The organism is Paenibacillus piri, assembly GCF_004354045.1.
GTDB lineage: Bacteria > Bacillota > Bacilli > Paenibacillales > NBRC-103111 > Paenibacillus_S > Paenibacillus_S piri.
Map to the genome: position 1 here is coordinate 292,209 of NZ_SMRT01000005.1, position 19,278 is coordinate 311,486.

At 52.6% G+C, this 19,278-nt stretch carries 18 protein-coding genes; 16 read left to right on the plus strand and 2 right to left on the minus strand.

Annotated elements, in window-relative coordinates:
* Window positions 1-653: 653 nt before the first annotated feature.
* The 5 genes from hisS (at window position 654) to E1757_RS13880 (ending at window position 7,906) form a co-directional block, all read left to right on the plus strand.
* Window positions 654-1,925: a histidine--tRNA ligase gene (hisS, locus tag E1757_RS13860; RefSeq protein WP_133228984.1), complete on the plus strand. Its 1,272-nt coding sequence runs from the start codon at window positions 654-656 to the stop codon at window positions 1,923-1,925.
* 62 nt (window positions 1,926-1,987) lie between these two features.
* Window positions 1,988-3,769 carry an aspartate--tRNA ligase gene (aspS, locus tag E1757_RS13865; protein WP_133228986.1) on the plus strand — a complete coding sequence of 594 codons (1,782 nt, stop codon included), beginning with the start codon at window positions 1,988-1,990 and terminating at the stop codon, window positions 3,767-3,769.
* Between the two features lie 25 nt (window positions 3,770-3,794).
* Window positions 3,795-4,550: a tRNA threonylcarbamoyladenosine dehydratase gene (locus E1757_RS13870; protein WP_133228988.1), complete on the plus strand. Its 756-nt coding sequence runs from the start codon at window positions 3,795-3,797 to the stop codon at window positions 4,548-4,550.
* A 428-nt stretch (window positions 4,551-4,978) separates the two neighbouring features.
* Window positions 4,979-6,304 carry a replication-associated recombination protein A gene (locus E1757_RS13875; protein ID WP_133228990.1) on the plus strand — a complete coding sequence of 442 codons (1,326 nt, stop codon included), beginning with the start codon at window positions 4,979-4,981 and terminating at the stop codon, window positions 6,302-6,304.
* A 258-nt stretch (window positions 6,305-6,562) separates the two neighbouring features.
* Window positions 6,563-7,906, plus strand: coding sequence for a hemolysin family protein (locus E1757_RS13880; RefSeq protein WP_246079189.1), 1,344 nt, complete (start codon window positions 6,563-6,565; stop codon window positions 7,904-7,906).
* Window positions 7,907-8,025: 119 nt separating this feature from the next.
* Here E1757_RS13880 and mnmA read toward each other — a convergent pair whose 3' ends face one another.
* On the minus strand, window positions 8,026-9,144 hold the full coding sequence (gene mnmA, locus E1757_RS13885; RefSeq protein WP_133228992.1) for a tRNA 2-thiouridine(34) synthase MnmA: 1,119 nt from the start codon (window positions 9,142-9,144) through the stop codon (window positions 8,026-8,028).
* Between the two features lie 168 nt (window positions 9,145-9,312).
* Between mnmA and cymR the strand changes: the two genes are divergently transcribed.
* The 6 genes from cymR to E1757_RS13915 all read left to right on the plus strand — a co-directional run bounded on the left by cymR (window position 9,313) and on the right by E1757_RS13915 (window position 14,433).
* On the plus strand, window positions 9,313-9,732 hold the full coding sequence (gene cymR / locus E1757_RS13890; protein WP_133228994.1) for a cysteine metabolism transcriptional regulator CymR: 420 nt from the start codon (window positions 9,313-9,315) through the stop codon (window positions 9,730-9,732).
* A gap of 27 nt (window positions 9,733-9,759) precedes the next feature.
* A complete protein-coding gene (locus tag E1757_RS13895; protein WP_133228996.1) occupies window positions 9,760-10,914 on the plus strand; it encodes a cysteine desulfurase family protein in 1,155 nt (384 codons plus the stop codon).
* A 44-nt stretch (window positions 10,915-10,958) separates the two neighbouring features.
* A complete protein-coding gene (locus tag E1757_RS13900; RefSeq protein WP_133228998.1) occupies window positions 10,959-11,480 on the plus strand; it encodes a PRC-barrel domain-containing protein in 522 nt (173 codons plus the stop codon).
* Between the two features lie 10 nt (window positions 11,481-11,490).
* Window positions 11,491-11,688: a hypothetical protein gene (locus E1757_RS13905; protein ID WP_133229000.1), complete on the plus strand. Its 198-nt coding sequence runs from the start codon at window positions 11,491-11,493 to the stop codon at window positions 11,686-11,688.
* A gap of 202 nt (window positions 11,689-11,890) precedes the next feature.
* Window positions 11,891-12,961, plus strand: coding sequence for an AI-2E family transporter (locus E1757_RS13910; protein WP_133229002.1), 1,071 nt, complete (start codon window positions 11,891-11,893; stop codon window positions 12,959-12,961).
* Window positions 12,962-13,155: 194 nt separating this feature from the next.
* The gene (locus tag E1757_RS13915) at window positions 13,156-14,433 is read left to right on the plus strand and encodes an ArsB/NhaD family transporter (RefSeq protein WP_133229004.1); all 1,278 of its coding nucleotides are present in this window, start codon (window positions 13,156-13,158) and stop codon (window positions 14,431-14,433) included.
* A gap of 87 nt (window positions 14,434-14,520) precedes the next feature.
* On the opposite strand, the gene E1757_RS35795 is transcribed toward E1757_RS13915, so the two are convergent.
* The gene (locus tag E1757_RS35795) at window positions 14,521-14,673 is read right to left on the minus strand and encodes a hypothetical protein (RefSeq protein ID WP_165972112.1); all 153 of its coding nucleotides are present in this window, start codon (window positions 14,671-14,673) and stop codon (window positions 14,521-14,523) included.
* Between the two features lie 479 nt (window positions 14,674-15,152).
* On the opposite strand from E1757_RS35795, the gene alaS reads away from it, so the two are divergent.
* From alaS to E1757_RS13940, 5 genes are all read left to right on the plus strand, one after another.
* Window positions 15,153-17,786, plus strand: a complete 2,634-nt coding sequence (alaS, locus tag E1757_RS13920) for an alanine--tRNA ligase (RefSeq protein ID WP_133229006.1) — start codon at window positions 15,153-15,155, stop codon at window positions 17,784-17,786.
* A 101-nt stretch (window positions 17,787-17,887) separates the two neighbouring features.
* Window positions 17,888-18,148 (plus strand): IreB family regulatory phosphoprotein, encoded by a 261-nt coding sequence (locus tag E1757_RS13925; RefSeq protein WP_133229008.1) that lies wholly within the window; start codon window positions 17,888-17,890, stop codon window positions 18,146-18,148.
* A gap of 47 nt (window positions 18,149-18,195) precedes the next feature.
* The gene (gene ruvX / locus E1757_RS13930; RefSeq protein ID WP_133229010.1) at window positions 18,196-18,615 is read left to right on the plus strand and encodes a Holliday junction resolvase RuvX; all 420 of its coding nucleotides are present in this window, start codon (window positions 18,196-18,198) and stop codon (window positions 18,613-18,615) included.
* A gap of 5 nt (window positions 18,616-18,620) precedes the next feature.
* Window positions 18,621-18,932: a DUF1292 domain-containing protein gene (locus E1757_RS13935; RefSeq protein ID WP_133229012.1), complete on the plus strand. Its 312-nt coding sequence runs from the start codon at window positions 18,621-18,623 to the stop codon at window positions 18,930-18,932.
* Between the two features lie 21 nt (window positions 18,933-18,953).
* Window positions 18,954-19,259 carry a DUF1292 domain-containing protein gene (locus E1757_RS13940; RefSeq protein ID WP_246079190.1) on the plus strand — a complete coding sequence of 102 codons (306 nt, stop codon included), beginning with the start codon at window positions 18,954-18,956 and terminating at the stop codon, window positions 19,257-19,259.
* Window positions 19,260-19,278 lie beyond the last annotated feature (19 nt).

Consider the following 19,278-nt stretch of genomic DNA (forward strand, 5'->3'; position numbering starts at 1 on the left):
CGACCTGGCCTCGCGAATGATCGCCATTGAAGCGTCGTGAGGTACCTGGCCGGGAACGCGGAGTTTTATCGATGCGTAGGAAATTCCGAGAAGGCAATTTCCTGCGGATAACCGGAGGCTCACCAGAAAGCATTCGAAATAAGCATCTAAGAATGCTTCGCCTTCGGTAGAATGCGCCTATTGTCGTCGAATGACGATGTAAATTGCTTGACTTTGGCATTTTTCAAGATTACAATAAGGCTTATTCAATTGAACATGGATCCTGTTGAAGGGAACAAGTACTTCGAATTTTGCATAACCAGAGAGGGAAGCCTTGCTGCAAATGACACGGTTTAATCATGTGTGTCAGCGGCATCAGCTGAAAGCTTCCTTATGCGAACCGGACGAACCGACATCCCGGAGGACATGCGGGGAACCACATTATTCTATCACGGAATGATGTGCAGTAGCCGTATTGCGTATCGCGGACGTTATTCGCTTGAGCGTGCACTTTATTGCCGTTTCCGACAGCCGTTTGGCTGAAACCGGCATAAGGCGCAAATCGTGGGTGGTACCGCGGGAGACTAATAAATGATCGATCTCTCGTCCCTGACTTAACTGTCGGGGGCGGGAGATTTTTTTCATTTTAGAAATAGAAAGGAGCCTGAACTTAAATGAGTATTCAAAAGCCGAAAGGCACGCAGGATTTGCTGCCCGGAGAAATCGAGAAATGGCAGTATATCGAAGCAAAAGCGCGCGAGCTGTGTCAAAGATTCAATTACCGTGAAATCCGCACCCCGATTTTTGAGCATACGGAGCTGTTTCAACGCGGCGTCGGTGAAACGACCGATATCGTGGAGAAGGAGATGTACACCTTCCTCGATAAAGGCGATCGCAGCATCTCGCTGAGACCGGAAGGGACGGCGGGCGTTGTCCGCGCTTATGTGGAAAACAAGCTGTACGGCGAGCCGGATGTCAGCAAGCTGTACTACATCGGCCCGATGTTCCGCTACGAGCAGCCCCAAGCCGGACGTTACCGCCAGCTGCACCAATTCGGGATCGAGGCGTTCGGCTCCGTCGATCCGAGCCTCGATGCAGAGGTGATTGCGCTGGGGTATACATTTTACAGCGAGGTCGGCATCAAGGATGTAACCGTGGAAATCAACTCCGTCGGCAATCCGTCCTGCCGTACCGTATACCGCGAGAAGCTGCAGCAGTTTTTTGCGCCGGTCAAGGATAAGCTGTGCAAAGATTGCCAATCCCGTTACGACCGCAATCCGATGCGGATTCTCGATTGTAAAATCGACCAGAAGTACGGCGAAGGCGCGCCGACCATACTGGAATATTTGGATGAGGAATGTACGGTGCATTTTGCCAAGGTGCAGGAGCACTTGTCCGCGATGAACATTCCTTACCGCATTAACCCGCGTCTGGTCCGGGGTCTCGATTATTACACGCATACGGCGTTCGAATACAAGGCTGCCGGAATCGGCGCCATCGATACGATCGGCGGCGGCGGACGGTATAACGGCCTGGTGGGGCAGATCGGCGGCAGCGATCAGCCGGGCGTCGGTCTCGGCATCGGGCTGGAGCGTACGCTGCTCGTCCTGCAGGCGCAGGAGGCGCAGCTGCCGGCAGCGAAACCGCTGGACGTATATTTGATCGGTTTGGGCGACGCGGCCGGGGATGAAGTGACGAAGCTGCTGCAGCAGCTTCGGTTGGCGGGACTCAAGGCGGAGAAAGATTATTTGGGTCGTAAAATCAAGGCGCAAATGAAATCCGCAGACCGGTTCCAAGCCTCGTATGTGGCTATACTTGGAGACGACGAGCTGGCCAAGGGCGAGATTACGGTAAAAACGATGGAAACAGGAGAACAGCGGACCGTCCGCCTGGACCGGTTGGCCGAAACGGTGCGGGAAGCCAAGTCTATGGATATTAACCGCTAATATGCGTCCGTTCAAAAAGTTGGCAGACTAATTATTATTACTATTTGGAGGTAGATTCTATTATGTTGTTGAAGACACATCATTGCGGGGCGCTGACGAAAGCCAATGTAGGCGAAACGGTCGTTTTGAACGGCTGGGTGCAGAGAAGACGCGACTTGGGCGGCGTATTGTTTATTGATCTGCGCGACCGGAGCGGAATCGTGCAAATCGTATTTAATCCCGATTTTTCCGGCGATGCGCTGAATGTGGCGGATCGCGCGCGCAACGAATTCGTGCTGGCCGTCAGCGGGAAAGTGGTGGAGCGCGATGCCGCTACGATCAACCCGAACCTGGCTACAGGCGAAATCGAAATTCAAGTAACCGAGATCGAGATTATGAACCCGGCCAAAAACCCGCCGTTCTTTATCGAGGACGGCATTGAAATTGACGAGTCGCTGCGGTTGAAATACCGCTATCTCGACCTGCGCCGCCCGGAAATGCAGCGCACGCTTATGATTCGTTCCAAGGCGGCCAAAATATTCCGCGATTTCCTGGACGAGAACGGCTTCCTCGAAGTTGAAACGCCGATTTTGACCAAAAGCACGCCGGAAGGCGCGCGCGATTACCTGGTGCCAAGCCGTGTGCATCCGGGCGAATTTTTCGCCTTGCCGCAATCGCCGCAAATTTTCAAACAGCTGCTGATGGTCAGCGGACTGGAGCGCTATTATCAAATCGCCCGCTGCTTCCGCGACGAGGATTTGCGCGCCGACCGCCAGCCTGAGTTTACGCAGGTCGATATCGAGACTTCCTTCCTGTCGCAGGATCAGCTGCTGGACATGATGGAGGAGCTTACGGTCAAGCTGTTTAAAGAAACGACGGGAGCCGATATTCCGCGTCCGTTCCAACGGATCAGCTACGCCGATGCGATGGGCAAATACGGCTCCGACAAGCCGGACCTGCGTTTCGGTCTGGAGCTGCAGGACGTTTCGGACATCGTTGCCGGCTCGGGCGTTAAGGTGTTCGCAAGCATCGTGGAAAAAGGCGGCCAGGTCAAGGCGTTGAACGCAAAAGGCTGCGGAAGCTGGAGCCGCAAGGAGATCGACGATCTCGGCGTATTCGCTTCGCGCTACGGCGCCAAAGGATTGGCATGGGTCGTCCTGAAGGAAGGCGAGATGAAAGGGCCGATCGTCAAGTTTTTCACGGAGCAGGAGCTGGAAGCGTTGAAGGAACGCCTTGGCGCGGAAGAAGGAGACCTGCTGCTGTTCTCCGCCGATACGAAAAAAGTGGTGGCGGACGTACTGGGCAACCTGCGGTTGAAAATCGGCCGCGACCTCGGTCTGATCGACGAGAACGAGTTCAAATTCGCATGGGTTGTCGACTTCCCGCTGCTGAGCTATGACGACGAGGCGAAGCGCTATGTGGCCGAGCATCATCCGTTCACCCGTCCGAAGGAAGAAGACCTGCAATACTTTGACACCGACCCGGGTCAAATTCGCGCGCAGGCGTACGACCTCGTGCTGAACGGCTACGAAGTCGGCGGCGGCTCCATGCGGATTTACAAGCGTGAAGTGCAGGAGAAAATGTTCGGCGCGCTCGGCTTCTCCAAAGAAGAAGCGCAGGAGAAATTCGGCTTCCTGCTGGAAGCTTTTGAGTACGGAACGCCTCCGCACGGCGGCATCGCTTTCGGCTTCGACCGGCTCGTGATGCTGATCACGAAGCGCAGCAACCTGCGGGAGACGATAGCTTTCCCGAAAACGGCGAGCGCGACCGATCTGCTGACGGATGCGCCGGGCACGGTGGACGACAAGCAGCTGGAGCAACTGTCGATAAGGCTGGCGCTCAAGCAAGCCGCTTCCAAGGCTTAAATCCGATAAGGAGGAGAATAGCCCTATGCTGCATCAGTTTTCGCGAACCGAGCTCGCCATCGGCCCCGAAGGTCTGGACGTTATGCGCGGCAGCTGCGTAGCGGTTCTCGGGATCGGCGGCGTCGGCTCGATTGCCGCAGAAGCGCTGGCCCGCACGGGCGTCGGCCGGCTTATATTGATCGATAAGGATGTCGTGGACATTACGAACATCAACCGTCAGGTTCATGCGCTGATGTCGACGATCGGCCAGCCGAAGGCGGATTTAATGCGCGACCGGATTTTGCAGATTAACCCGGAGTGCGACGTCACCTCGCTGCGCATGTTTTATACCGAAGAAACATATGAACAGCTGTTCGCCTATCCGCTTGATTACGTCATTGACGCATCGGACACGATCAGCTATAAAATTCACCTGATCAAGCAATGCCTGGAACGGAACATTCCGGTCATATCCAGCATGGGCGCGGCGAATAAAATGGACCCGTCCAAATTTCAGGTGGCCGATATTTCCAAGACGACAATGGACCCGTTGGCAAGGGTGATCCGGCATAAGCTGCGCAAGGAAGGCATCAGGAAAGGCGTGAAGGTCGTATTCTCAACCGAACAGCCGCTGAAGCCGCGTGAGGATGTCACCCAGCGTATCGTGCCGGAGAATGCTCCCGAAATCCGCAAGGCGCAGCAGCCGCCGGCAAGCAATGCGTTCGTCCCGCCGGTGGCGGGGCTGATCGCCGTCAGCGTGGTCGTGAAGGATTTACTGGATAAGGCGGGCATGCAGGCTTAGCGCAGCATGCTCAGCCTGTCGTCAACCATTGGTGCTGTCTCAAAAGTCATTTTTTGATTTTCAGCCCCCCGTTCTGACTATGAATTTACATGTGAATGCCGCTTCCATCCCCGCTTATATAGTGGTGTTGGAGGCGGCTTTGCCTATTTGTTGGGACTGTATCATCAGTTCATCAGTTGATACCCTTATAGGACAGCCCCTTTCGCATGCGAACGGAAGCGCGGTTGTTCGTTTGTTGATGGTAAAAATAATCGGGAACGGGAAGTCCGGATTCATGGATTCGGGGTCAACGAGGGGCAACAGGGGACAGCATGGGGCAACGTGCCTTTCATGATGGCGGTGAGGCCGTTTAACCTTGTTCGGCCGCGTCATTTATAATAGAATGATAGAACTGCTACTATTTTAATAAACAAGGTTGTGAGCACATCATGGATTTGTTTTCGCTGGCGGCGGAGGAAAGTCCGCTCGGCAAGCTGCTGGCGGACCGGATGAGACCGGTTACGCTGGATGAATATATCGGGCAGGAGCATATTGTCGGACCGGGCAAGCTGCTGCGCCGCGCGATCGAGGCGGACCAGGTTTCGTCGATTCTGCTGTACGGACCGCCCGGAACGGGCAAAACAACGCTCGCCAACATTATATCCCACGCAACGCAGGGCTCTTTCGTCAAACTGAATGCCGTCGATGCGACGGTCAAGGAAGTGCGCGACGTCATTGACCAGGCGAAAAACAATAAAGCGCTTTACGGGCGCAAGACGATCCTGTTTCTCGACGAGGTGCACCGCTTTAACACGTCGCGGCAGGATGCGCTGCTCCCTGCGGTGGAGCAGGGCATCATCATCTTCATCGGCGCGACGACCGAAAACCCGTTCCACCATGTGAACGGGGCGCTGCTGTCGCGCTCGACGTTGTTCGAGCTGCACGCGCTGACGCACGAGCATTCGCTTGCGGCGCTGCGCCGCGCGCTGGCCGACCGCCAGCGCGGCCTCGGATCGCTGCCGCTTCAGGCCGCGGACGAGGCGCTGGCGCATATTGCGCGCATGGCCGGCGGAGATATCCGCCGCGCGCTCAATGCGCTCGAGCTTGCTGCGCTGACGACCCCGCCCGGAGCCGACGGGGTCGTCAGCGTCACGGTCGAGGTCGCCGAGGAATCGATCCGGCGACCGACGGTGAAAGCCGACGAGTCGACGCAGTACGACGTCTTGTCGGCCTTTCACAAAAGCGTGCGCGGCTCGAGCGACGCCGCGCTGTTCTGGTTCCTCTATGCCGTCGAGAAGCTCGGCATGGATCCCATGACCTTCCTGCGGCGTCTGATCGTCGCCAGCAGTGAAGATATCGGCCTGGCGAACCCGCAGGCGATGATTCAGGCCGTGACGGCGATGGATGCGTATCATAAAATCGGCTGGCCGGAATCGAAGTATGTCATTGCGCAAGCGATTCTTTTTGCCGTCGAGAGTCCCAAATCGAATGCGATCCCGATGGCGATCGCCAAAGTAATGGATGCATTCGATGCGCTCGGAGCCGCAGAGGTGCCGCTGCATTTGCGCGACGCGCATTACAAGGGGGCGGAGAAGCTGGGCCATGTCGGATATAAATATCCGCATAACTATCCGGGCCACTTCGTGGAGCAAAATTACGTGCCGGAGAAGCTGCAAGGTCAACATTTTTATGAAGCGACCCGGCAGGGGATGGAGGAGAAAATCGCCTTGAACCAGCAGCGAAGAAGGCAGCAGGGAGCGCATAAACAGCCATAATAGGTCAGGCTGATTCATTTTTCGCCTATTTAAGGCGTTTTTCGCCCGTAATTTGAAAGTGGTACGGTATTTTTGGCCCGATTACGGAGTTTTTGAGCATAGCACGCGGTTTGACTGTATAGTTTAATAGTATATATAATTTAATTAGGATGCTCTAATTATACCGACATGATGCAGACCGCATAAAAAGTCGTCCGAAAATTGTGAACTTAAGGGAGGTGTACCTATCCGTTTCAGCTGAGGCGGGTAGGAAATTCATTGGATAGTGACCCGTTACCGATAATCTTGAATTTATGTTTAGTATTGCTTTTGGTGTTTATTAACGGTTTTTTCGTAGCAGCCGAGTTTGCTATGGTCAAAGTCCGCAACAGCAGGATCGATATGCTGGCGCAGGAAGGAAACCGGAACGCCAAATTCGCCAAGAAAGTAATGAGCAATTTAAATGCTTATTTATCGGCCTGCCAGCTGGGGATTACGTTGGCTTCCCTTGCGTTAGGCTGGATTGGCGAACCCGCAATTGCTGATCTGCTCAAGCCGGTGCTGCTGCCGCTACAATTCCCTGAAGCGATTGTTCATACCATCTCGTTCGTGATCGCTTTTACAATTATTACGGCCTTTCACATTACGTTAGGCGAGCAATTTCCGAAAACATACGCCATCCGTATGTCGGAAAAAGTCACATTATTATCGGCAGGTCCTTTATTATTCACCTACAAGCTGATGTACCCGTTTATTTGGTTCCTGAACGGCATATCCAACTGGATGCTGCGCAAAGCGGGCATCGAACCGGCGGACGAACATGATTCGGCGCATACGGAGGAAGAAATTCGCGTTTTAATGAAAGAAAGCAACAAGAGCGGACTCATTGATAATACGGAATTGACGCTTGTGGACAATATATTCGATTTTGCCGAGACCAATGCGCGCGAGATTATGATTCCGAGAACCGACATGGTGTGCTTGTACGCCAACTTGACTTACGAGGAAAACCGCCTGATTGCGGTTACCGAAATGCATACGCGCTACCCGGTATGCGACCCGGATAAGGATAACATCATCGGCTTCGTTCATATTAAAGATTTGCTGAAATCGGACCGCGGCGTGGAAAATATTAAAAGCATCATCCGGCCGATCACCAAGGTTCCGGAATCGATGCAGATCAGCGCACTGCTGAAACTGATGCAAAAAAAGAAGACGCAAATGGCGCTGCTGATCGATGAATACGGCGGCACCTCGGGGCTTGTTACGTTTGAAGATATTATTGAAGAGATTGTTGGCGAGGTTCAAGACGAATTTGACGAAGAACGTCCGCAAATTGAGAAGAAAGACGAACTTACGCACTCCATTGACGGGCGTATGCTGATCGAGGAAGTGAACAGCTTCTTCGGAGTGGAGATTGAATCGGACGATTACGATACGATTGGCGGTTGGGTATATTCCCAAGTGGAAATGCCGCCTAAGAGAAACCAGCAGATTGACTATAATGATTCTTATGAATTTATCATAGACGAAACGGACCAGCTTCGCATTTCCCGTATTTTGGTCAAAAAACGCAGGGAAGACAAACAATCGGATTTGGACCCTGAGCCCATAAGCGTGTAACCGGACAGCTCATCGGACTTAACCTGCGACAAGGATAAAAAATCTTAAACGAAAAACCATCCTTTGACGCTTTGGCGCCGCCGGATGGTTTTTTCTGTTTCTATGATTCAAAGCCGATATTATGCATGTGCAGTCGGCGTCAGCGGTGAAGAAGATAGGACCTTGTCGATCGTAGCGCCCCCAAGACAAACTTCTCCATCGTAGAATACGACCGATTGGCCGGGCGTTACCGCTTTTTGCGGTTGATCGTAGATAACCTCGCAGGTTCCGTCTTCGGGACGGCAGACGAGCGTAACCCCTTGATCGGGCTGCCGGTAACGGAACTTGGCCGTACAGCGCAGCGGACCTTGCGGCGGCTCGCCGCTGATCCAGTTAAGATCGGTTGCCTGCAATCCTTCGGAGTAAAGATGCGGATCTTTTTCCCCTTGAACGACGTAGAGGATATTGTTTTCCAAATCTTTGCCTGCCACGAACCACGGTTCCCCGCTGCCGGAGCCGCCGATTCCGAGACCTTGGCGCTGGCCGAGCGTGTAATACATCAGGCCGTCGTGACGGCCCTTCAGCTCCCCGTCCAATGTGCGCATCTCGCCGGACTTGGCCGGCAGGTAGCCGCTCAAAAATTCCTTGAAGTTGCGTTCGCCGATGAAGCATACGCCGGTGCTGTCCTTTTTCTTGGCCGTCGCGAGCCCGGCCGCCTCAGCCAAAGCGCGCACCTGCGGCTTCGGCAGATGGCCGATCGGAAACATCGCCTTGGACAGCTGGTACTGATTGAGCGCATGCAAAAAGTAAGTCTGATCCTTGTTCGTATCCGCACCGCGGCGCAAACGGAATTTCCCGTCGACCTGATCGACCTGGGCATAATGACCCGTTGCTATATAGTCAGCCCCCAGCTCGAGCGCTTTATTCAAAAATTCCCCGAACTTGATTTCGCGGTTGCACATGACGTCCGGGTTCGGCGTCCGGCCTTTGCGGTATTCGTCGAGAAAGTACTGGAATACCTTGTCCATGTATTGTTTTTCAAAATTTACCGTATAATAGGGAATACCGATTTGATCGCAAACCCTGCGTACATCCTCGGCATCCGCCTCGGCAGTGCAGTTTCCGAACTCGTCGGTATCATCCCAATTTTTCATGAAAACGCCGATAACCTCGTAGCCCTGTTCCTTCAGCAGCAATGCGGAAACGGAGGAGTCCACTCCGCCGGACATGCCGAGCACGACACGCGTATTTTTATTCATAAACGGATAACCTCCTTCTTTCTTTTATTATACATAGGTTTGCGTCAATTAGAAAATCACTATGAAAATATTTCATCAATATGTCACGGTTTTTCTCCCAAATTACGGGGATTTGTGATACCATAGAAAAGATACAAAAATGTATGAAATGTAAACGAGGTGCTCGATTTGAAAATTTCTACCAAAGGCCGATACGGACTCACGATCATGATGGAATTGGCAACCCGATACGGTGAAGGCCCCACCTCCTTAAAGAGCATTGCTGAGAAGCATCAGCTTTCCGAACATTATTTGGAGCAATTGGTGGCTCCCTTGCGAAATGCCGGCTTGGTCAAAAGTATCCGCGGTGCTTACGGTGGGTATATATTATCGAAAACGGTTGACCAAATTTCCGCAGGCGACGTTATCCGTGTATTGGAAGGACCGATTAGTCCGGTCGATTTCACAGAGGAAGACGATCCGGCGAAACGGGATTTATGGGTACGTATCAGAGACAGCATCGCAGCTGTGCTTGATTCCACGACCTTGGACGATCTGATCAATTATAAAGACGAGGGCATGAACGATAATTACATGTTCTATATTTGATGTAAACTATAGGCAAACGGAGTCAGAATGACCATGATTTACTTTGATTATGCGGCCACGACGCCGGTTTTGCCGGAAGTTGCGGATGCCATGCTTCCCTACTTGACTCAAATGTACGGGAACGCCTCCAGTATACATAGTGCAGGAAGAGAGGCTCGTGCCGCCCTTCATCACGCGAGGGATACGATCGCCTCTTTTGTCGGCTGCGCGCCTTCGCAGCTTATATTTACAAGCGGCGGAACCGAGAGCGACAACATGGCATTGTTTGGCGCTGCCGCGGCGCGCGAATCCGACGGGAAGCATATTATTACGTCGCAAACCGAACACCACGCCGTCCTCCATGCTTGCGAGCAGTTGGAGAAGCGCGGTTTTGAAGTGACCTGCCTGCCGGTTGATCCGACCGGCCGTGTCCGGCTAGAGGATGTGCGGCAGGCCGTACGAGCCGACACCATTTTGATCAGCATCATGTATGTTAATAATGAGGTCGGCGCTATTCAACCGATCGAGCAAATCGGCGAGCTTGCGCGAGCGAACGGGATTTTGTTTCATGTGGATGCCGTCCAAGCGCTCGGCCATCTCCCGATCGATTTGAGCCGGCTGCCGGTTGACATGATGAGTTTTTCCGCGCATAAGCTGAACGGCCCCAAAGGCATAGGAGCTTTATATGCGGCCAAGCATACAAAGCTGGAGCCGCTGCTGTACGGCGGCAACCAGGAGCGCAAACGGCGGGCGGGAACCGAAAATATCGCATCCATTGCAGGCTTTTCCAAAGCCGTACAAATCATAGAACGAAATATGTATGAAATGCAACAAAAGATGGAAAAGCTACGTTTAGAGATGGTGACGGGCCTTGAGCAGCTGTTGGGACAAGACCGGTTTGTTGTCAACGGTCCGAAGGCTCCGGCCGAACGGGCTCCGCACATTTTGAATGTGAGTTTTCCCGGAGTATCCACCGAAACGATGCTGATGAATCTGGATCTCGAAGGAATTGCCGCGGCCAGCGGTTCTGCCTGTACTTCAGGCTCGCTTGAAGTGTCGCATGTACTGAAGGCGATGCAGCTGCCTGACGAGATCATGAGGTCCGCGGTGCGCTTTAGCTTTGGATCCGGCACAACTACGGAAGAAGTTAACATCGCCGCACAAAAAATTGCAACCATCATGGGGCGAATCCGTAATTATTAGTAAGCTAATCATTAATGAATAGCTGCTTCTGGAGGAACTGTTCATTGAGAAAAGCGCGAGACGTCATCGGTTTGCCCGTTATTTGCGTGCAGAACGGGAAACAAGTGGGTACTGTGAAAGATTTGTTGCTTGGAGAAGAATGGCACATTATAGCGCTGCTGCTGGATACGAAGCAATGGTTTTCGGCAGCAAGCTGTATCAGATGGGAAGACGTCATCGCCCTTGGCGAGGACGCGATCACCATCGAGACCGAAGAAGCCATTAGCCGGCTGGAGGATTGCCTGACGTACGCCTCCGTCGTCGATGGCGAACGCAAAGTAAAAGGAATGCCTGTATTGACGGTGAACGGCCAGCAGCTGGGCGTCATCGACGATGTTTATTTGGACCCGAATTTGGGTAAAAATGTAATAGGCTATGAATTGACCGAGGGTTTCATTTCTGATTTGAAGGAAGGGCGGAAGTGGCTGCCTTTACCGGATTCCGTAACTGTGGGTGAGGACGCGATCATTGTACCCGTTCATTGTAATGAATCGTTAGAAGAAATCTTCGTATCCAAAGAAGAATAGGGTGATACTTATGTTACGTTGTCCAAATTGCAACTCCAAAGACATTGGAAAGATCGGCTCTCACCAGTTTTACTGCTGGGGATGCTTTATTGAGCTTACGGTAAACGGGGAAAAAATGTCCGTATTTCAAGTGGAAGAAGACGGAACGCTCAGTTCCCTCGATGATTTGTTTTTTGAAGAGGAAATTCCGCAGGTTCACGCCAACTGACAAACGCATCCAAATGCGAAATAGCAGCCTTCTCCGTTCCTTGCCGCGGGCAAGCTTGGAGAGGTTGCTTTTTTTGATTGTCCGGACGGGAAAGATTAAGATGGAGCGCTGGTACACATACTGTAGGAGAGTGAAAGCAAGCTCATGCTATGCCGGAATTGTCAAAGCTGGCAAATGTGTATTAGGCAGGTGAACCAGCAGAATGGACCGTTTTTATAAAAATCAGTTTTTTACGACGCTTGTCTATGTGTTAATCTGTCTGTTGATTTTGTTTATGCTGCTGCAAATACGTCCGATGCTCTACGGTCTTTACCGATTTTTGATGGATATATTGGCGCCGTTCGTTATTGCGATGGTCATCTCGTATGTGCTTAATCCGATCGTATCGCTGCTGAATGCCCGTAAAATGCCGAGAACCGTAGCGGTTCTGCTCATTTACGCCGTCTTTATCGTCGTCGTGACAGTTGTGCTGATGAACCTGATTCCGGTTTTTATCCGACAGCTGACGGAGTTTAACGAGCATATTCCTCAGCTGGCATCGAAGGCGCAGAGCTTCGTCGACAAGCTGAACAGTCTGCAGTTTTTGCCGGACAGCGTTCGTACGGGCGTTAACCGGTCGCTGGCCAAGCTGGAGAGCGGCATTTCGGGAATGGTATCCGATTATATCGACGGCATCGGCGGCATGATTGATATGGTTTTCATTGCTTTTATTATTCCGTTCCTCGCTTTTTACATATTGAAAGATTTTCAGCTGATTGAAAAAACGGTGCTGACGATCGTTCCAAAAGCGAAACGCAAGCAGGTTATCACTTTGTTGGTCGATATCGATACGGCGCTCGGCAACTATATCCGGGGCCAACTGCTCGTATGCATGATCGTCGGCGGACTCGCTTATGTCGGCTATTGGGCGACCGGCATGCCATATGCGTTACTTCTGGCTTGTATTGTAGCCATATTTAATATTATCCCGTACCTGGGCCCGTTTTTCGGAGCCGCGCCTGCGATCGTATTGGCGGCAACGATTTCTTTGAAAATGGTGCTGATGGTCGCGGCCGTCAATACAATATGCCAAATTTTGGAAGGTAACGTTATTTCGCCGCAGGTTGTCGGCCGGTCTCTGAACATGCACCCGCTTATTATTATTTTTGCGCTGCTGGTCGGCGGGGAGTTTGCCGGTGTGGTCGGATTGATTTTGGCGGTGCCGTTTTTTGCAGTGATGAAGGTCATCCTGCAGCATGTGTTTATGTACTACGTTCACCGCAGAGCTACCTGAATTTTTTTCGCATGCCTATATTTCGTATCGAAACTTTTAAGGCAGTGAAGCGTATTATGGATGGTATGTTCAACCGGGAAGCCGAGGAGCGGAAAAAAGTACATAACGCATGCAGTATTGGGAGGAGCCTGTCACCAAGGGCTCTTTTTTGCGTTTTTTGGGGTTGAGCTGCGGACAGACAGAGGGAGGAAGCTATGGAACAGCAGGCATGGATAGCAATCGGCATTTTTTTAATTATTTACGGAATTATCATTTCGGAAAAAATTCACCGTACGATCGTAGCGATGATCGGCGGCATTCTGATGGTGGTCGCGGGAATCGTGAGCCAGGAAGAGGCGCTGCATCATATTGATTTCAATACGCTCGGACTGCTGGTCGGGATGATGATCATCGTCGGCATTACGGCGGAGACGGGAGTGTTCAAATTTGTGGCGCTCTGGTCGGCGAAAAAAGCCGGGGGGCATCCGGTTCGCATTTTAATCGTGTTGAGCGTTGTAACGGCGGTAGGCTCGGCATTTCTCGATAACGTCACAACGGTGCTGCTTATGGTTCCGGTGACGTTCAGCATTACCCGGCAGCTGCGCGTGACGCCGATACCTTTTCTGATTTCTCAAATTATGGCTTCGAATATCGGTGGAACGGCTACGCTGATCGGCGACCCGCCGAATATTATGATCGGCAGCGCGGTGAAAGAGCTGACCTTTATGGCGTTTATCAATAACCTTACCTTGATCTCGTTTTTCATTTTGCTCGTGATCCTGCCCGTATTCGTGCTGCTGTACCGCAAGCAGATCCGGACGACGGAGGAGCTGCGGCAAAATATGATGAAGCTCGATGAGAAGGCGGAAATTACGAATCCGGCTTTAATGAAAAAATGTTTGGCTGTGCTTGGTTTGACGATCGTCGGGTTTTTTATCCATCAGGCGGTTCATCTTGAATCCGCAACGGTCGCATTGGCCGGCGCGTTTTTGATGCTGCTGCTGACCGGGGAGCGCTACTTGGAGGAAGCTTTTCACCGGGTGGAATGGACGACCATCTTTTTCTTCGTAGGCTTGTTCGTGCTTGTTTCCGGACTTGTGGAGACCGGGGTAATCGCTGCGCTGGCTGAGCATACGATGAACCTTACGGGGGGAGACGTAGCGAAATCGTCGGTACTCATTTTATGGTTAAGCGCAATGGCTTCAGCGTTTTTGGACAATATCCCGTTCGTAGCCACGATGATCCCGATGATTCAGGAGATGGGCGCGATGGGCGTCGACAACCTGGAGCCGCTATGGTGGAGTCTCGCTTTGGGGGCGTGCTTAGGCGGAAACGGGACGCTGATCGGCGCAAGCGCGAATCTGATTGTCGCCGGACTGTCGGCCAGAGAAGGACATCCGATATCGTTCGTATCTTATTTAAAGATTGCTTTTCCGCTCATGGTTTTGTCCATCATTATTGCGAATGTCTACATATATTTACGGTATTTGTAAGTAAAACGTGCGTATTTATCGCATTTTGCGCGCCGCCGGTGATTGGAAGAGTTCCCAAACGGCAATACTTTATATAGGACGCGCACGTTAAATTAGGAGCAGGCTGCAAGCTTGCCGAAACGACAGCTCGGCAAACAGCCTCAGCGGACGCAGCAGGCTCATGGAATGGCGGGCCGGACCGAGAATCGCTATCGCAATTCCCGCCTGCTGCGACGAATTAACCGGAGCGGAAAGCCGCAAGATAAGATCCGGACCGCCCCCTTGCCGGGCTTTCGCCTCAGTTGACAGCACTCATGGGTAACGTATATACTTTTGCTTAAGTATAATTTGTAAAACGTTGAAGGAATCCAGTAGGCCATAGTCCATGATCCAGAGATAAGGTTTTAGACCCGTCCCAAGCGGGCTAGCTGTGAGAACCTTGCATGAAGGATGGCTGAAAGCTCATTCCGGAGTGCGGAACAAATCCGCCGGTTGGACTCGTTATCGTCTGAGTGAAGGAGATTGTACAGCCGGTTTAATGCCGCAATTGGCGCAGCTGTGCAGTAACCAGGGTGGTACCGCGAGCAATTCGTCCCTGTTTTGGAGGGGCGTTTTTTTTATCCCCGAAAGCAAGGTCAAGAGTTGCTTACATTCTTGACGAAACCCGGCGGATACGGGTTAGCGGAATAAGCTGCGGAGCTTTGCGTCATTTTAAGGGGACTAATAAGGAGGCCAGGACGATGAAAGCAAGTGAAATACGTTCCAAATGGTTAGCATTTTTTGAGCAAAAAGGGCACAAAATCGAGCCAAGCGCTCCGCTGGTGCCGCATAACGATCCGTCGTTATTGTGGATCAACGCAGGGATGGCGCCGCTCAAGCCTTATTTTGACGGCCGCGTTATACCGGACAACCCGCGGATCGCCAATTCGCAGAAATGCATCCGGACAAACGATATTGAGAACGTCGGCAAAACGCGCCGCCACCATACTTTTTTTGAGATGCTGGGCAACTTCTCGATCGGGGACTACTTTAAAGAGGAAGTCATTACGTGGGCATGGGAGTTTTTGACGAGCCCGCAATGGATCGGTTTTGATCCGGAACGTTTGTCGGTAACCGTCTATCCGGAAGATACGGAGGCGTTTGAGTACTGGAACAAAAAAATCGGTCTGCCCGCCGAGCGCATTTACAAGCTGGAGGAAAACTTTTGGGACATCGGCGAAGGTCCGTGCGGACCGTGTACGGAAATTTTCTACGACCGCGGCGAAGCTTACGGCGACCTGAACGATCCGGAATGTTGGCCGGGCGGCGAGAACGAGCGCTTCCTCGAGGTGTGGAACCTCGTGTTCTCGCAGTTTAATCATAATAAGGACGGCAGCTATACGCCGCTTCCGAACAAAAACATCGATACCGGCGCAGGCTTGGAGCGATTTGCTTCGATTTTGCAAAATGTCGATTCGAACTTCGATACCGATCTGTTCCAGCCGATTATTCTAAAAACATGCGAGCTGGCCGGGGTCAAATATCATGTCAATGAAGATCATGACGTTGCGCTGAAGGTGATCGCCGACCATATCCGTACGGTAGCTTTCTCCGTGGGCGACGGCGTGCTGCCTTCCAACGAAGGCCGCGGCTACGTCATCCGCCGCTTGCTGCGCCGCGCTGTCCGCTACGGCAAAGTGATCGGCATGGATAAGCCGTTTCTGTACACGCTGACCCCGATCGTCGGCGACATCATGGGCGTCTATTATCCGGAAGTCGTCGAAAAGCGTGAATTCATCGAAAGAGTGATCCGCACGGAAGAGGAGCGTTTCCATGAGACGCTGTCCGACGGCTTGGCCATTTTGGCCGAAATGACCGAAAAAGCCCGCAAGGCAGGCCAAACGGCCATCAGCGGTCCGGATGCGTTCAAGCTGTACGATACGTACGGCTTCCCGTTTGACTTGACGGAGGACTTCGCCGCCGAGCAAGGGATGACCGTCGACCGCGAAGGCTTCGACCGCGCCATGCAGGAGCAGCGCGACCGCGCAAGAGCGGCCCGCCAGGACGCCGATAGCATGAAGGTTCAAGGCGGCCCGCTTGCCGATTTGACGGTTAAAAGCGAGTTTGTTGGATATAATGAATTGGTATCAACTGCTAAAGTGATCGCGCTCGTTCATGAGAACCAGTTTGTTGATCTGGTCGGTATTGGCGAAACATGTCAGGTCGTGCTCGACCGTACGCCTTTCTATGCGGAAAGCGGCGGTCAAGTGAGCGACCACGGCTATATGACCGCGGAAAATCTGCGCCTCAAGGTCGAGGATGTCGGCAAAGCGCCGCACGGACAGCATGTGCATACGGTTGTTGTCGAGTCCGGCGTGCTGCGCAAAGGCGACACGGTGCAGGCAGCCGTCAACGAAGCGATGCGCGACGATATCATCAAAAACCATACGGCGACTCATCTGCTGCATAAAGCGTTGAAGGAAGTGCTCGGGGAGCATGTCAATCAGGCGGGCTCGCTCGTTGCTCCGGAGCGGCTCCGGTTCGACTTCTCGCATTTCGGCAGCATCAGCCCGGAGGAGCTTCGCGATATCGAGCAGCGGGTCAACCGGCAAATATGGAAGAGCACGCCGCTGAACATTTCGCTCAAGCCGATTGCCGAAGCGAAAGCGATGGGGGCGATGGCGCTGTTCGGCGAAAAATATGGCGACGTTGTCCGTGTCGTGCAGGTTGGCGATTACAGCCTTGAGCTGTGCGGCGGCTGTCACGTCGGCAATACGAGCCAGATCGGACTGTTCAAGCTGGTCAGCGAGTCGGGCATCGGCTCCGGCGTCCGCCGCATCGAGGCGGTAACGGGCCGCAATGCCTACCTGTATCTGGATCAGCAGCTGCAGCTGCTTCACGACGCGGCCGGCCTGCTGAAATCCAACATTCAGGACGTGCCGAAGCGGATCGAATCGTTGTTCGGCCAGATGAAGGAGCAGGGGCGCGAGAACGAGTCGCTCAAAGCGAAGCTTGGCGCCATCGAAGCGGGCTCCTTGTCCGATCAGCTGAAGCACGTCGAGGGCGTGCCTGTGCTGGCCGCTCAGGTAAGCGCCGGCGACATGGAATCGCTGCGCGGCATCGTCGATCAGATGAAGGCGAAGCTGGGCTCTGCGGTAATCGTGCTTGGCGCGGTCGCCGACGACAAGGTGAATCTGGTTGCGGCGGTCACCCCGGATCTGACGGCCAAAGGGTACCACGCCGGCAAGCTCATTAAGGAAGCGGCGGCGGTCGTCGGCGGCAGCGGCGGCGGACGTCCGGATATGGCCCAGGCCGGAGGCAAGGATGCGGGCAAGCTGCAGGATGCGTTGAAGCGGGCCGAAGCCTGGGTTGCGGAGCAGGTCAAGGTAAAATAATTTTTGGTTTGTCTACAGGAATTTTTCGACAAATCGCGAATATAAAGAGGTATCGGCGATTCATATACGTATTTACCACTTATGTGTTAGGGGGTGTCGGGATGAGTTCGATGGATAAGACGATGAAATTTAATGTAAAAGCGGAAGAGATCGAAACATCACCCAAAGATGTCATACTGGCTGTATACAATGCGCTCCAGGAGAAGGGCTACAATCCGATCAATCAGATTGTCGGCTATCTGCTCTCCGGTGATCCGGCCTATATTCCCCGTCACAACAATGCCAGAAGCATGATTCGCAAACGGGAACGGGATGAGCTGATTGAAGAGCTAGTTCGCTCATACCTGCAGCAGCATAAATAATAAGCAATAGGGGGCGGCGGAACTTCCGTCCCTTGGGAGTATACCGGATGAAACGATTAATGGGACTGGATTATGGCGATAAGACGATCGGCATTGCGTTGAGCGACGAGCTGGGCTGGACGGCTCAAGGACTCGAGGTGATCCGGCGGACGACCGCTGAGCGGGATTTGGGCAGACTCCGGGACATTATCGCGCAGTACAAGGTGGAGGAACTGGTCGTTGGATTGCCTAAAAATATGAACAACACCATCGGTCCGCGGGGCGAAAAATGTATGGAATTTGCCCGGTATTTGCAGGAAACGCTTGAAATGCCCGTTCATATGTGGGATGAGAGGCTGACCACCGTTTCTGCTCAGCGCACATTGATCGAGGCCGACGTCAGTCGCAAAAAACGCAAGCAGGTTATCGATAAGATGGCGGCAGCGCTCATTTTGCAAAATTATATGGATTCCAAAACAGTGAGGTGATTGGCATGTCAAATGAGGATCAACTGCAGGATGAGCCGGAAATTATTTTTATTCCGGATGATGAAGGCAATGAAGAAGAGTTCGAAGTCATTATGAAATTCGAAGTGGACGGATCGGACAAGAAGTATATGATGGTTGTTCCGGTAGATGCGGAAGAGGAATCCGACGAGGTGTACGCGTTCCGTTATGAAGAGGACGGGGATGACCTGCAGCTGTATACGATCGACGATGAAGAAGAGTGGAATATCGTGGAGGAAACCTTCAATACATTGATGGATGAGTTTGCGGACGAAGAGGATGAGGAAGATTCCAAGTAATCACCGTCAGGAGGAGCCTTTTTGTACCAGTTAAAGGATATGAAACGAACGGACAGGTTGCAGAGCGCCTACGGAGATGATATTATTTTGTATGATGACCGCGATCAATCCGTTGTGTATAAGCTTCTTTCCGAATTTCAACTGGGCGACCAAATGTATGCGGTGCTCCGACAGGAGCGGGCCAAGGAGGCGGAGCCCGAAATATACCGGGTAACCTTCGCAGCAGACGGCGAGCCGGAATTGGAAACGATAGAAGACGATGACGAATGGGAAAATGTTTCCGAGCTGTACGACGAAATGACATTTCCCGAAAATGATGTAAAGTAGACTACAACTTGTTTGAAAA